At 62.1% G+C, this 12339-nt stretch carries 17 protein-coding genes; 5 read left to right on the top strand and 12 right to left on the bottom strand.

The features are described 5' to 3' along the window. Positions 1–135 precede the first annotated feature (135 nt). Positions 136–1548, bottom strand: a complete 1413-nt coding sequence (locus NKJ81_RS19640) for an aminotransferase-like domain-containing protein (RefSeq protein WP_352541433.1) — start codon at positions 1546–1548, stop codon at positions 136–138. A gap of 187 nt (positions 1549–1735) precedes the next feature. Between NKJ81_RS19640 and NKJ81_RS32665 the strand changes: the two genes are divergently transcribed. Continuing rightward, on the top strand, positions 1736–1888 hold the full coding sequence (locus tag NKJ81_RS32665) for a DUF1127 domain-containing protein (RefSeq protein ID WP_502898832.1): 153 nt from the start codon (positions 1736–1738) through the stop codon (positions 1886–1888). Between the two features lie 27 nt (positions 1889–1915). Here NKJ81_RS32665 and NKJ81_RS19630 read toward each other — a convergent pair whose 3' ends face one another. The 6 genes from NKJ81_RS19630 to purC are packed head-to-tail and all read right to left on the bottom strand — an operon-like array spanning position 1916 to position 5419. Then, a complete protein-coding gene (locus NKJ81_RS19630; protein WP_352541431.1) occupies positions 1916–2557 on the bottom strand; it encodes a Pr6Pr family membrane protein in 642 nt (213 codons plus the stop codon). Between the two features lie 4 nt (positions 2558–2561). Then, on the bottom strand, positions 2562–2972 hold the full coding sequence (locus tag NKJ81_RS19625) for a hypothetical protein (RefSeq protein WP_352474652.1): 411 nt from the start codon (positions 2970–2972) through the stop codon (positions 2562–2564). 2 nt (positions 2973–2974) lie between these two features. Beyond that, the gene (locus tag NKJ81_RS19620; RefSeq protein WP_352474653.1) at positions 2975–3640 is read right to left on the bottom strand and encodes a glutathione S-transferase family protein; all 666 of its coding nucleotides are present in this window, start codon (positions 3638–3640) and stop codon (positions 2975–2977) included. 31 nt (positions 3641–3671) lie between these two features. Next, positions 3672–4340 carry a phosphoribosylformylglycinamidine synthase subunit PurQ gene (gene purQ / locus NKJ81_RS19615; RefSeq protein WP_023674723.1) on the bottom strand — a complete coding sequence of 223 codons (669 nt, stop codon included), beginning with the start codon at positions 4338–4340 and terminating at the stop codon, positions 3672–3674. A gap of 1 nt (position 4341) precedes the next feature. Continuing rightward, on the bottom strand, positions 4342–4584 hold the full coding sequence (gene purS / locus NKJ81_RS19610) for a phosphoribosylformylglycinamidine synthase subunit PurS (protein WP_352541430.1): 243 nt from the start codon (positions 4582–4584) through the stop codon (positions 4342–4344). 40 nt (positions 4585–4624) lie between these two features. Next, positions 4625–5419 (bottom strand): phosphoribosylaminoimidazolesuccinocarboxamide synthase, encoded by a 795-nt coding sequence (gene purC / locus NKJ81_RS19605; RefSeq protein WP_023674725.1) that lies wholly within the window; start codon positions 5417–5419, stop codon positions 4625–4627. 270 nt (positions 5420–5689) lie between these two features. Here purC and NKJ81_RS19600 point away from each other — a divergent pair, with 270 nt between their 5' ends. Continuing rightward, positions 5690–6010, top strand: coding sequence for a DUF1476 domain-containing protein (locus tag NKJ81_RS19600; protein ID WP_254817651.1), 321 nt, complete (start codon positions 5690–5692; stop codon positions 6008–6010). A gap of 120 nt (positions 6011–6130) precedes the next feature. Beyond that, on the top strand, positions 6131–6904 hold the full coding sequence (locus NKJ81_RS19595) for an HpcH/HpaI aldolase family protein (protein WP_352541429.1): 774 nt from the start codon (positions 6131–6133) through the stop codon (positions 6902–6904). A gap of 98 nt (positions 6905–7002) precedes the next feature. Here NKJ81_RS19595 and NKJ81_RS19590 read toward each other — a convergent pair whose 3' ends face one another. Continuing rightward, a complete protein-coding gene (locus NKJ81_RS19590) occupies positions 7003–7551 on the bottom strand; it encodes an RBBP9/YdeN family alpha/beta hydrolase (RefSeq protein ID WP_352474656.1) in 549 nt (182 codons plus the stop codon). A 271-nt stretch (positions 7552–7822) separates the two neighbouring features. Here NKJ81_RS19590 and NKJ81_RS19585 point away from each other — a divergent pair, with 271 nt between their 5' ends. Further along, positions 7823–8635 (top strand): VOC family protein, encoded by an 813-nt coding sequence (locus NKJ81_RS19585; RefSeq protein WP_352541428.1) that lies wholly within the window; start codon positions 7823–7825, stop codon positions 8633–8635. Position 8636: 1 nt separating this feature from the next. Here NKJ81_RS19585 and NKJ81_RS19580 read toward each other — a convergent pair whose 3' ends face one another. The 4 genes from NKJ81_RS19580 to NKJ81_RS19565 are packed head-to-tail and all read right to left on the bottom strand — an operon-like array spanning position 8637 to position 11813. Next, positions 8637–9209, bottom strand: a complete 573-nt coding sequence (locus tag NKJ81_RS19580; protein WP_352495805.1) for an RBBP9/YdeN family alpha/beta hydrolase — start codon at positions 9207–9209, stop codon at positions 8637–8639. Continuing rightward, complete coding sequence (gene purB, locus NKJ81_RS19575) at positions 9209–10516, bottom strand: adenylosuccinate lyase (protein WP_352541427.1); 1308 nt, start codon at positions 10514–10516, stop codon at positions 9209–9211. The genes NKJ81_RS19580 and purB overlap by 1 nt, the downstream gene beginning before the upstream one ends. Before the next feature lie 59 nt (positions 10517–10575). Then, entirely contained in the window at positions 10576–11076 is a 501-nt protein-coding gene (locus NKJ81_RS19570; RefSeq protein WP_352541426.1) for a hypothetical protein, read from the bottom strand. A gap of 11 nt (positions 11077–11087) precedes the next feature. Beyond that, complete coding sequence (locus NKJ81_RS19565) at positions 11088–11813, bottom strand: DUF2259 domain-containing protein (RefSeq protein WP_352541425.1); 726 nt, start codon at positions 11811–11813, stop codon at positions 11088–11090. Between the two features lie 247 nt (positions 11814–12060). On the opposite strand from NKJ81_RS19565, the gene NKJ81_RS19560 reads away from it, so the two are divergent. Then, the gene (locus NKJ81_RS19560) at positions 12061–12315 is read left to right on the top strand and encodes a DUF2171 domain-containing protein (RefSeq protein ID WP_023674734.1); all 255 of its coding nucleotides are present in this window, start codon (positions 12061–12063) and stop codon (positions 12313–12315) included. Positions 12316–12339: the final 24 nt, after the last annotated feature.

The raw sequence follows: 12339 nt of genomic DNA, 5'->3' as shown, positions 1-12339 counted from the left end.
GTCCTTGGGATCGAGTCCCGTCTTATCGCAAGCGTTGCAGCCGATACACCCCGTTGGATGACTAAAACGATGGAAAGCAACAGCTGACCGCAAGTAGCGAAAGATCGCCACTCGACCCGCCGGTTTCAAGCCGGTTCAGGAAAAGCTGTCGTAGCCGGCGCGGCCTTCGTCCAGAAGCCGCCGGATTACCGCGACGCCGTGCGCGATATCGTCCCGCTGTCGCGGTTGCGAGATGCCAAACCGTACGCCGTGAAAGGCCTGTTCGGAACGCCCTGCCTTGAACTCGTCCTCGTCGTCGATGAGCACGCCATGTTCGAGGCAGGCCTGCTTGAAAGTGCCGGAAAGCCATGGGTCCGGCAAAGTGAGCCAGACGAACGGCACATTATCCAGCGCCTTGAAATCGAAGCCGTCGAGCGTCTCGCGCACGATCGCGATGCGCGCACCGATCTCGGCAATGCTGCGCTTGCGCATCTCGGCGGCCTGACCGGACAGCACCAGCCGGCTGCCCACCTCCGCCAGCAGAAAGGGCAGGCCGCCCGTCATCATCTTGTGGGCAACCCGGATGCGGTGACGGTAGGCCGGCGGGCAAGCGAGCCAGCCGCCGCGAACACCCGCCGCAACCGATTTCGACAGGCCGCCGGCAACGATGGTCCGTTCGGGAGCATATTCGGCCATTAAAGGCGTTGGGTCATCGGTCAGTCCGCCATAGAGATCGTCCTCGATCAGGACGACGTTATATTGACGGGCGACATGCGCGATTGCCTCGCGGCGCGATGCCGACAGCGTAGTCAGCGTCGGGTTCTTGGCCGTCGGCATCAAAAACATCATTTTCGGATGCTTTTGTGCACAGACGCGCTCGAAATCCTGGGGATCGATGCCCTCGTCGTCAGCCGCCACCAGTGCGGTCCGGCGACCGATCAGGCCGGCACTGCGCGAGATCTGCGAATAGGTGAGGTGCTCGAAGACGACATAGTCGCCGGGGGCGGTGAGCCCCGCAATGGTTGCCATCACCGCGGCGTGGGTGCCGAGCGTGGGAACGATGGCATCTACCGCCGGGCGATAGGAATTGCGCGACAGCCAGCGCCTGCCGGCTTCGAACCAGCGGTCCGGGAAATCACGCGTATAGCTTGAAATCTCATGCGGATGGTCTTGCGCCGTGCGTGTCAACACGTCGGCGACGATGGCACCCTGGCCGACGTCCGGTGCGGCCGTGCTATCGAAGCGCAGCTTGTCGCCGGGCGCATCCATATAGCGCGTGCCTTGTTCGACCGGCCCCAGGAAATCCGGCTTTGCGCTCTCCGACTGTTGAGCGAGAACATAGGTTCCGCGGCCGACCTCGCCGCTGACCAATCCCCGCTCGCGCAGCAATTGATACGCCCTGCCGACGGTGCCGACGGTCGTGCCGATGTCGTATGCCAGATCGCGCTGCGGCGGCAGCTTTGCCCCTGCGCCGATCAAGCCGCGGTCGATGTCCGTCTCGATGGAATCGGCAAGCCTCTGATAGAGCGGGCCGGTGCCGGCGGTAAGGTCTGGAAGCCAAGTTGTCATGGTGACAATTTTCTACATTGCACCGAAATGAGAGTCAATACATATAAAACGGGCGATACAAAAGGGCACAATTGCAGTTTTGGTAAGAAAGAAAATGGGTACAATAGGCACAATCCATAGCACGGCAGCTGAATTGCCCGGACTCGGTCCTTCAGGCCGGAGATCCTATGTTCGCCGGCTCGTGCAAGTGGTCACGTCATTCGCCCGATGGATCGGCGGTCTCCTGGAGCGCCGGCGCAGTCGGCTGCTCCTGCTCGAGATGACCGACGATCAGCTCAAGGACATCGGCATTTCGCGCTGCGATGCCCATCGTGAGGGGCTGAGGCCGTTCTGGGACTGAGAAGTTCGACGGGGCGGCTATCGCACTTTAGCGGATGCCCGCCGCCCTGATCCGCGTGACACCGTGGTCCACAAGCACCGCCACAATGCACAGCATTAGAAAGAGCCCGGTGATGGCCAGAGCCGAGACGGCGACGCTGGTCGCGCCGTTCTTAGCGAGATCGAGGAACGGGTAGGGCACTTCACCGGCAATTGGCGCCCGCAGCAGCGCGTAGGCCAGATAGGCGATCGGATAGATCATCCACCAGGAGATGTCGCGCCACCGCGTCGAGCCGTCGGCGCCTGCCACAAGCCACCACAGCACGAACAACACCGGCGTCACATAGTGCAGGAGCACATCGCAGAGCAGGAACAGCCCTTGCGGCTGCCAAAGCTGCGCCAGGACCGTTGCATAAACGATGAGGACCAGCGTTATGGCGACGGCTACGCCCGCCCGCATCCGTGGCGCGGCAAAGGCCGGAAACCAGGCATAACCCGTCGACGACAGCAACGAGGCATGGACGAGCACCGCGCCGATGTTGGTCAGGATGGTGAAGAAGCTGAAATAGAAGACCAGCGAGCCGGCAAAGCCGCGGCCGGCTTCCATTGATGCCGGGACGGTGATGCAGAGCTGCAGGACGAGCCCGGCCAGGCCGACGACCAGACCGATGATCTGCAGCACGCGACCCATTGGGCTAGGCAGCAGCGCCGCAGGCCGGATTGCCCGCCTGCCAGCGGGCAATGTCCGAGCCGATGCGGGCGCCGAGCGGTTCCGCCATCAATGGGCCGAACACGTCGACGCGGCTCGAATTGCCTTGCGCCTGCACGACCAGCAACGGCTTTCCACCATAATGTTTGGCCGGCACCAGCAGGAAGCGCGGCGTGCCGCTGAACGAATTCAGCTCGTTGGCCATCTGGTACGATTTGAAGGCAGGGTCCTTGCTGGCGATCCAGCATTTGTGGGCAGCTATTGCCACCTGCTCCATGGCAAGCAGTGACGCGCTCTTGCCCGCCGGCGCCGGCGCGCTCTTCGGGCCTGACTGGCAGGAGGCGAGTACAAGACCGGCGGAAGCGGCGAGGGCGAGGCGGGCGAGTGTCGATCGCATGGTCAAGCGGCGCCCATCTCGAGTTCGGACAGAAACACCTTCAGACCGTCTGTCATCTCACCCCAGACGCGCGACAGCGCCGGATGCTGCAGGGCGATTTGCTCATAGGCATCGAATTTCGGATAGCCATCAAGCAGGTCGGGGCGGCCGATCGTCGCCCTGAAATTGTTGAAGACGAAGCGGGTCGGCGTCAGCCAGGCATCGGCGAAGGAGATGTCGTCGCCGAGCGCGAACGGGCCATGCGCCATGCGCGCCTCGATTGCCGCGAGCCCGTGATGCAATCGGGCGAACTGTGCCTTGATCTCCGCCTCGTTGCGCTGCGGCACGAAATGGAGCTCGAACAGCTTCATCGTCGGGGCGAGCACGTCGAGGTCGGTGATGCGGGCGAACATGCGCACCAGCGCCCGGTCCTTCGAGTCCCTCGGCAGCAGCGCCGGCTCGGGAAAGCGCTCCTCCAGATATTCGGCGATGACCACCGATTCGACGATCGTTTCGCCGGAGCCGGTGATCAGCACCGGAATCCGGTTCAACGGCGAGATGGCACGAAACGCCTCGGGGATGGGAAACCCCGGCGGCGGTGCAATGAGCTTGAGCGGGACGTTCTTGATGTAGGCCAACGCCCGCACGATCGACGAATAGGGCGACAACGGCCGCGAATAGAGTTTCATGACCGTGGCTCCAGGAGGAAAATTGAAGGTATCAAGCGGCGATGCCCAGCGCGCTTTCGAACAGCGCCCGGCCGTCGCTGCCGCCATGCGCCGCTTCGATCAGGTTCTCGGGATGCGGCATCAGGCCGAGCACGTTGCCGCGGCCGTTGACGATGCCGGCAATGTCGTTGATCGAGCCGTTGGGATTGGTGCCTTCAGCATAGCGGAACACCACCTGGCCTTCGCCTTCGAGGCGGGCCAGCGTTTCGGCATCGGCGAAATAATTGCCGTCATGGTGCGCCACCGGCGCACGGATGATCTGGCCCGGCTGGTAGCGGCGGGTGAACATCGTGTTGGCATTGGCGATCTGCAGCTTCACCTGGCGGCAGACGAATTTCAGCGAAGTGTTCCGCATCAACGCGCCCGGCAGCAGGCCGGCCTCGACCAGGATCTGGAAGCCGTTGCAGACGCCGATGACCGTGACGCCCTTGGCCGCCTTTTCGGCCACCGCCCGCATTACTGGCATGCGCGCGGCAATGGCGCCGCAGCGCAGATAATCGCCGAACGAAAAGCCGCCGGGAATGGCGATCAGGTCGACATCGGGAATTTCGGTGTCGGTCTGCCAGACGGTGACCGGCGGCGTGCCGGAAATCTTGGTCAGCGCCGCGATCATGTCGCGGTCGCGATTGAGGCCGGGGAGCAGGACGACGGCTGATTTCACCTCAGGCGATCTCCACCGCGTAATTCTCAATCACCGTATTCGCCAGAAGCTTGTCGCACATGGCTTTCAGATCCGCTTCGGCCTTGGCCTTGTCGCTCTCGGCAAGTTCGATATCAAAAACTTTGCCTTGCCGCACCTGGCCGATGCCGCCGAAACCCATTGCGGACAGCGCATGCTCGATTGCCTTGCCTTGTGGGTCTAGCACGCCGTTCTTGAGGGTTACGGTAATGCGGGCCTTGATCACGCTGGACATGTTCCTGTTCATCTGTTGAGCGGGCAAGCCATCAGTGCGGCTTGCCTTTGACACCGTCGGTCGATGCGACGAGCACCGGCCCGGCTGGGCGCGGCGGCTCGTTCTCGTTCATGATGCCGAGGCGGCGGGCAACTTCCTGATAAGCTTCGACCAGCCCACCCATGTCGCGGCGGAAGCGGTCCTTGTCGAGCTTGTCCTGCGTCGCCACGTCCCACAGCCGGCAGGAATCCGGCGAGATCTCGTCGGCGACGACGATGCGCATCATGTCGCCTTCGAACAGGCGGCCGCATTCGATCTTGAAATCGACGAGCTGGATGCCGACACCCATGAACAGGCCGGAAAGGAAGTCGTTGACGCGGATGGCCAGCGCCATGACATCGTCGATCTCCTGTGGGCTCGCCCAGCCGAAGGCGGTGATGTGCTCTTCCGATACCATCGGATCGTCGAGTGCATCGGCCTTGTAATAGAATTCGATGATCGAGCGCGGCAGCACGGTGCCTTCCTCGATGCCCAGGCGCTTGGCCAGCGAGCCGGCGGCGACGTTGCGCACCACCACTTCGAGCGGGATGATCTCGACTTCCTTGATCAACTGCTCGCGCATGTTGAGCCGGCGGATGAAGTGGGTCGGAATGCCCATCCGGTTGAGGTGGTTGAAGATGTGCTCGGAAATGCGGTTGTTGAGCACGCCTTTGCCATCGACGATTTCATGCTTCTTCTTGTTGAAAGCGGTAGCGTCGTCCTTGAAGAACTGGATCAGCGTGCCAGGCTCCGGTCCCTCATAAAGGATCTTGGCCTTGCCTTCATAAATGCGGCGGCGATTTTTCATCTGATTTTTCTCTGGATTTGCGGGCAGGCGGCAAGCGACCAGTTCCTGTCCGTCTGCCTAAAATAAGATGGCGACGGTGGGGTTCAATGCCGGTGTCTATCCCAATCGCACTGTTTGCTCAATCGGCAAATCCTTTCAATCAACCGCTTTCGGGCACCGAAATGCCGCAGCGCAGCAAGCAATGTAGCATATTGACCGGCCTGCGCCCTTTTGGTTTGTGCTCCGGCAACACATATTGGCACAACGAATCGGATTTCACGGAGGGATGCCATGAGCAGCATGAAAGACCGCGAAGAGGGCTTTGAGCGCAAATTCGCATTCGACGAGGAACTTCGGTTCAAGGCTGCGGCACGCCGCAACAGAGCGCTCGGCCTGTGGGCTGCCGAAAAGCTCGGCAAATCCGGCACCGATGCCGACGCTTATGCCAGGGAAGTGGTCGTCAGCGACATCGAGGAAGCCGGCGATCACGACGTTTTCCGCAAGATACGCAAGGATTTCGATGCGGCGGGCATCGACCAGTCGGACCATCAGATCCGCCGCACCATGGATGAATTGATGGCGCAGGCGATCGAGCAGATCAAGAACACCTGATCCTTGCATCGATACCGATCGAATGCTGGACCAATCGACCGCCCGGCCTAGCCGGGCGGTTTTTCTTTGCCTTTGCGGTCATTTCCGGCTGAATTGCTGCAACCAAAGAGGAAATCGCCAATGTCCCTGAAGTCACGCCTTGCGGCCGACGAGACGCTGTTCACCGCATGGTCCGGCGTGCCGGATGCCTTGACCGTCGAGATACTGGCCAGGCAAGGATTCGACGCGGTTACACTCGACATGCAGCATGGGGGCCATCACGAGGACAGCGTGCTGCGCGGGCTTGTGCCGGTGCTGGCCGCCAACAAGCCGGCTTTGGTGCGCATCCCGGTCGGCCGCTTCGACATGGCCAGCCGCGCGCTCGACTTCGGCGCCGAAGCTGTGATCGCGCCGATGGTGAATTCAGTGGCGGACGCAAAGCTGTTTGCCGCCGCCATGAAATACCCGCCGCTCGGCGAGCGCTCCTGGGGGCCGACCTATGCTTTTCCGCGCCATGGCAAGGGCGACTATGCCGACTGGCTGCGCGACAGCAACCAGCGCACCATGGCGTTCGCCATGGTCGAAACGCGCGCCGCGCTTGATGCACTCGACGGCATTCTCGACACGCCGGGTATCGACGGGATCTTCCTCGGCCCGTCGGATTTCTCGATCGCCTGGTCGAAGGGGACCACCGTCAGTTCGACGCTGGAGAGCATGATGGAGACCGTCGCCTTGATCGCCGAGCGCACCCGCAAGGCCGGCAAGCATGCGGCGATCTATGTGATGGAACCGGCCATTGCCGGTCGCGTGGTGTCGATGGGCTACCGGCTGCTGGCGTTGGGTTCCGAGCATTCGCTGATTTCGCTTGGGGCAAAGACCCTGCTGAGCAGCGTCAGGGATTCGATCGCTTCCTAGAGCAATTCCAGGAAAAGTGTGAAACGGTTTTCCGTCCGGAATTGCGTCAAAACAAAGAGATAGAGCGGTTCGCCGTTTCCGTGAAACGATGAACCGCTCTAGAGATCCGTCAGGAATTTCGCGAACGTCATCGAACCTTCGGGCCATGGGCCGAAGCCGGAATCCGCGTTGAGATGACCGGCATCGCCGGCGTCGATGAACAGCGAGCCCCACGCCGCGGCAATGTCCTCGGCGACGCCGAAGGCGCAGAACGGGTCGTTGCGGCTTGCGATCACCACCGACGGAAATGGCAGCGGGTCACGCGGGTAGGGGCCGAAGGTCATCAGGTGCCTCGGCTTTATCTCAGGGTTGGCGACATCGGGCGGCGCCACGAAGAAAGCGCCGGCGACCGGTCGCTCGAACCGAGGCAATGCCTGGATGACCGCGGCGACGCCAAGCGAGTGAGCGACAATGACGACCGGCCGCTCGGCCTCGTTAACCGCCTTGGCGACACCGGCCGTCCAATCCTCGCGCACCGGCTTCGACCATTCCGTCTGTTCGACGCGGCGCGCTGTCGATAGTTTCGACTGCCAGCGGCTCTGCCAATGATCGGGGCCGGAATTGGTGTAGCCCGGCACGATGAGAATATCTGCTTCCCTGACTTTCATGGCGCGCATGTAGCGAGAGGCGCTGTCGGGTGCAACCGGGTATGAACTCAACAGCGACACGCAAACGGCCTCTCATCAGCCCGGTTCTGCTCGCTATTGTGAACACCATGTTCGCTTCTTGCGCTCTTGTGTGAACGATCGCGATCGACGATCTGTCGCTGAGAAAGAATGGCTGTTCCGAGATTTTGGCACGGACACGGCGTAGAATGATTGATGGCGCCGGGTTCCTTCGTTGGAAGCTTGTCGAGCGCCGGCTGAACGGAGCACTTTGATGAGCGAACTGCCTTTTGCCGCGACGACCCCGGTCAGCGTTGCCCGTGTCGGCTTGCGGGCGCGCGATGCAGAAAATCTCGCTGCCTACTATCGCAAAGTCGTCGGTTTGCAGGAACTGACCCGCTCCGGCGGCACGATTACGCTCGGCGCAGTCAATCGCCCTTTGCTCGACATCGAAGCGGATCCGGCTGCGAAACCCGATGACCCGCGCAGCGCCGGTCTTTTCCACACCGCCTTCCTGCTACCCAGCCGGGCCGATCTCGGCCGCTGGATCAATCACGCCATCGCCGGTAAGATCGGCATCGAGGGCGCATCCGACCATCTGGTCAGCGAGGCTCTTTATCTGACCGATCCGGAAGGCAACGGCATCGAGATCTATGCCGACCGCCGCCCCCAGGATTGGAAATGGAATGGCGACAAGATCGCGATGGCGACGGAGCGGCTGAACATTCCGTCGGTCATTGCCGAAGTGCCGGCCGGTGACGCCGGCTGGCAGGGCGCGCCGGAAAACAGCATTATCGGCCACGTCCATTTGCGGGTCGGCAGGCCGGAAGAAGCCGAAGCATGGTGGCATCAGGAGTTCGGTTTCGACACAGTGGCAAAGTACGGTGGCGCGGCGGTGTTCCTGTCGTCCGGCGGCTATCATCACCACATTGGCGCAAATGCGTGGCAGAGCGCGGGCGCCGGTCGCCGCGATCCCGCCCGCTCCGGCTTGGCCTGGGTCGAGATGCGTTCGGACAATGCCGCAAGCGAGACCACCCGCGAGGATCCGTGGGGCACGGTGATAAGGACGGTTCCCGGTAAGGCGTAGGCTAGAGGTTCGCCTTCTCAAGCAGGCGTCCAAGCATCAGCAGGCCCGCTGGCCATAAGCCGAGGCGGGCCTCGTTTCCCATATGGCCAAGATCGCCGGCATCGGCGATGTCCGCACCCCAGGCTCCGGCAAAGGCGGTCGCCTTGTCGAAGGTGACGCGTGGGTCGCTGCGGCTCGCCACCACCAATGTCGGGAAGGGCAGGCGCTTCAGCGGCATCGGCGCGAACGGGCGCACCGCGTCGAATGAAGGATCGGTATCCTCGACATTGGTCGCGGCAACCAGGAATGCCGCCGCGACCTTGTCGAGCTGGCTTTGACTGGCGCCGGCAGCCCATTTCACCGCCGTCGCCACCGCCAGCGAATGCGCAAGCAGCACGACGTGGCGCGGTGCGGCGGCCACCGCGGCATCCAACTGGCCGATCCAGTCTTCAGGCTTAGGCCGGTCCCACTCGGCCTGCAGCACGCGGCTCGAATTGGGGAACACCCGGCACCAATGCGACATCCAATGATCCGGCCCGGAATTGCCGCGCCCGGGCAGGGCAAGAAAATCGAAATCTCCGGCCGACGAAATCATCAGACCTCTCCAAACACTCTGCTGAAGATCGTATCGACGTGCTTGGTATGATAGCCCAAATCGAATTTCTCGCGGATCTCGGCCTCGGGCAGGGCAGCGACAACGTCCTTGTCGGCCAGAAGTTCCTCAAGAAAATCAGCGCCTTGCTCCCACACCTTCATGGCGTTGCGCTGCACCAGCCGGTAGGCGTCCTCGCGCGAAACACCGGCTTGCGTCAGCGCCAGCAGCACGCGCTGCGAATGCACAAGGCCACGGAATTTGTTCATGTTCTTCAGCATGTTGTCGGGGTAGACGAGCAGTTTGTCGACAACGCTGGTCAGCCGTGAGAGCGCGAAATCGAGCGTCACCGTCGCGTCGGGCCCGATCATGCGCTCGACCGAGGAATGCGAGATGTCGCGCTCGTGCCAGAGCGCCACATTCTCCATTGCCGGCCATGCGAAGGAGCGCACCATGCGGGCAAGGCCGGTGAGGTTCTCGGTCAGCACCGGGTTGCGCTTGTGCGGCATCGCCGACGAGCCCTTCTGGCCGGGTGAAAAGTACTCTTCTGCTTCGAGTACCTCGGTGCGCTGCAGATGGCGCACCTCGATCGCCAGCCGCTCGATCGACGAGGCGATGACGCCGAGCGTGGCGAAGAACATCGCATGGCGGTCGCGCGGAATCACCTGCGTCGACACCGGCTCGGGCTTCAGTCCGAGTTTCTTGGCCACGTATTCTTCGACGTAGGGGTCGATATTGGCGAAGGTGCCGACCGCACCCGAGATGGCGCAGGTGGCGATGTCCTCGCGTGCGTGCACCAGCCTCTCGCGGCAACGCGAGAATTCGGCATAGGCCTGCGCCAGCTTGACGCCGAAGGTGGTCGGCTCGGCATGGATGCCGTGGCTGCGGCCGATAGTGATGGTGTCCTTGTGCTCGAAGGCGCGACGCTTGAGCGCCGCAAGCAGCCCGTCAATGTCGGCCAGCAGGATGTCGCTGGCGCGGGTGAGCTGCACGGCAAAACAGGTGTCGAGAACGTCGGAGGATGTCATGCCCTGGTGGATGAAGCGGGCATCCGGCCCGACGAATTCGGCAAGATGGGTGAGAAAGGCGATGACGTCATGCTTGGTGACCCGCTCAATCTCGTCGATGGCGTCGACGTCGAACTTCGCCGCTCCGCCTTTCTCCCAGATGGTCTTGGCGGCCTCCTTTGGGATGACGCCGAGCTCGGCCAATGCGTCGCAGGCGTAGGCCTCGATCTCGAACCAGATGCGGAACCGGGTTTCGGGCGACCAGATGGCCACCATTTCCGGCCGGGAGTAGCGAGGGATCATCAGTCGGTCCTGACTTGCGAGAGCATTTGCCCGCGTCCTAACAGAGGCAGGCAAAATGCTCAACGTTGCTGGCGCGCAAACCAGACACTGGCGACAGCGAGTGCAACGAAACCGAGCGGAAAATACAGCCGGATGCCGAGGACGACGAACTGGTAAAGCGCCGTCAACATCGTGAACACGAACTGGAAAACCCACGTGATGGTGAGCGCGGGTGCATGCCATTGGACGTAGTAGGAGCGGTATTGCAGCCCAAAGAGGCCGCCGGTGAAGGTAATTGTCGCGGCGAGAAGGCAGACGAAGGCGGCGGCGAGGGCGATTTCCCAGTGGCGTCCGAGCGAGACGAGCCGCGCCAGAAACAGCCCAACCGGGAAGGCCAGCGCGCCGCCGGCAGCATAAAGCAGCGAGACGAAGCGGACCTTCGCCGGGGTCTCCCAATCGTACAACAGCAGATTGAGCAGCGCGCTGGCGCCCATCGCTGTGGCCCACAGCAAGGCACCGGCAAATGCGGTGCGCAGCGACGGCAGAGCACGGCGGAGACGGCGCAGAGCGCGATAGCGCATGGCGGGGAACGTCACAGGCGACCGGTTACCGCGATCCAGCGATAGTCCGGCCCTTCGAAGCCGTATTGGCGCACCGCGATCAGCACGGCATAGGCGCTGAGGCTATTCAGCGAAAATGTCTGAACCGCGCCGATCTGGTAGCCATTCGGACAGCCTCTGCTTTGCGGGATCGATTTGTCCTCGTGAATGATCCTCGTCTGGCCGCCATCCTTCGCCTCGATGCGCAGCAGGCGAAAGCCATTGATCTCGCCCTGGCTCTGGCAGCGTTCGGTGTCGTTCATGCCGATCTGGTCGAGCCGGAACTCGAGCGGATCGTCGACCGGCGAGAAGATCGGGCGCGGATTGACCACCATGCGGAAGGGATCGGCAGAAAGCTCGGTCACCGGGTTGAAGCCGGCGGTGATGCCGCGATTTGCCGTGAGTTCCGCCTGACTGACGATCGCTTCGCCCCTTTGCCGGGCTTGCAGCCGCGCTGCGGCCACCGTGGCATTCTCGTCGTCGAGCCGGACACGTATCGGCGAGCCCTTCAGGAAACTGTCGTCGGCCGTGTCGATATAATAGCGGATCGCATAGGGAAATCCCGATCCGTCCTGGACGCCGTATTCCTCGAAGGCAAAGACCCCGCCATCACTGCTGAAGCCGAGGATCTCAAGCTCGGCGACATCGCCTGCGTGGGCGGCGGCCAAAGTTGCGAGCGGGGCAAGCAGGCAGACGGCAAACAGGGCAAGATTTCGCATGGGCTTTCCATTCAGGCAGTCGATGCCGCTAAATTCCCTATCACGATGCTGTCAAAAGATCGTGCTGACTGAAACACAAAGTCGATGCATCCAATCCGGCCGCCGTTTGTTATTGTCGGCAGCTTCACCGCATCGTGCCTTCCGAAAATCAGAATCGATTTTCGGAAGGCACGATGCATTGATTCAAAATGTTTAGAGCGTCGTTTGCGCGTCCAAAAGGACGCGCGGCGCTCTAAGGGAGACCCCCATGACAGATGCAGCCAAGATTCGCGAACGTATGGAAGTGATCGGCGCCGACGGCGTCCATGTCGGTACCGTCGACAAGGTTGACGGAGATCGCATAAAGCTGACCAAGCGCGACAGCGGCGAGGGCGCTCACAGGGGCCATCACCACTTCATTCCTCTCAGCCTTGTCGCCGAGGTCGAGGGCCAGAAGGTGCGGCTGTCGGCAAACTCGGATGTTGCGGTCACCTTCGAGGAAGAAAAATCCGAACCCACCTGATCATAATCCAGTCTGATTACGGCT

This window comes from Mesorhizobium sp. M0018 (assembly GCF_040323955.1).
Taxonomy (GTDB): domain Bacteria; phylum Pseudomonadota; class Alphaproteobacteria; order Rhizobiales; family Rhizobiaceae; genus Mesorhizobium.
This window is presented reverse-complemented; position numbering and strand designations above follow the sequence as displayed.

What these genes read in the sequence shown, in the direction of transcription:
- NKJ81_RS19640 (WP_352541433.1), bottom strand. Translation starts at nt 1,548, where the DNA reads ATGACAACTTGGCTTCCAGACCTTACCGCCGGCACCGGCCCGCTCTAT.
- NKJ81_RS19630 (WP_352541431.1), bottom strand. Translation starts at nt 2,557, where the DNA reads ATGGGTCGCGTGCTGCAGATCATCGGTCTGGTCGTCGGCCTGGCCGGG.
- NKJ81_RS19625 (WP_352474652.1), bottom strand. Translation starts at nt 2,972, where the DNA reads ATGCGATCGACACTCGCCCGCCTCGCCCTCGCCGCTTCCGCCGGTCTT.
- NKJ81_RS19620 (WP_352474653.1), bottom strand. Translation starts at nt 3,640, where the DNA reads ATGAAACTCTATTCGCGGCCGTTGTCGCCCTATTCGTCGATCGTGCGG.
- purC (WP_023674725.1), bottom strand. Translation starts at nt 5,419, where the DNA reads ATGAAAAATCGCCGCCGCATTTATGAAGGCAAGGCCAAGATCCTTTAT.
- NKJ81_RS19600 (WP_254817651.1), top strand. Translation starts at nt 5,690, where the DNA reads ATGAGCAGCATGAAAGACCGCGAAGAGGGCTTTGAGCGCAAATTCGCA.
- NKJ81_RS19595 (WP_352541429.1), top strand. Translation starts at nt 6,131, where the DNA reads ATGTCCCTGAAGTCACGCCTTGCGGCCGACGAGACGCTGTTCACCGCA.
- NKJ81_RS19590 (WP_352474656.1), bottom strand. Translation starts at nt 7,551, where the DNA reads ATGAAAGTCAGGGAAGCAGATATTCTCATCGTGCCGGGCTACACCAAT.
- NKJ81_RS19585 (WP_352541428.1), top strand. Translation starts at nt 7,823, where the DNA reads ATGAGCGAACTGCCTTTTGCCGCGACGACCCCGGTCAGCGTTGCCCGT.
- NKJ81_RS19580 (WP_352495805.1), bottom strand. Translation starts at nt 9,209, where the DNA reads ATGATTTCGTCGGCCGGAGATTTCGATTTTCTTGCCCTGCCCGGGCGC.
- purB (WP_352541427.1), bottom strand. Translation starts at nt 10,516, where the DNA reads ATGATCCCTCGCTACTCCCGGCCGGAAATGGTGGCCATCTGGTCGCCC.
- NKJ81_RS19570 (WP_352541426.1), bottom strand. Translation starts at nt 11,076, where the DNA reads ATGCGCTATCGCGCTCTGCGCCGTCTCCGCCGTGCTCTGCCGTCGCTG.
- NKJ81_RS19565 (WP_352541425.1), bottom strand. Translation starts at nt 11,813, where the DNA reads ATGCGAAATCTTGCCCTGTTTGCCGTCTGCCTGCTTGCCCCGCTCGCA.
- NKJ81_RS19560 (WP_023674734.1), top strand. Translation starts at nt 12,061, where the DNA reads ATGACAGATGCAGCCAAGATTCGCGAACGTATGGAAGTGATCGGCGCC.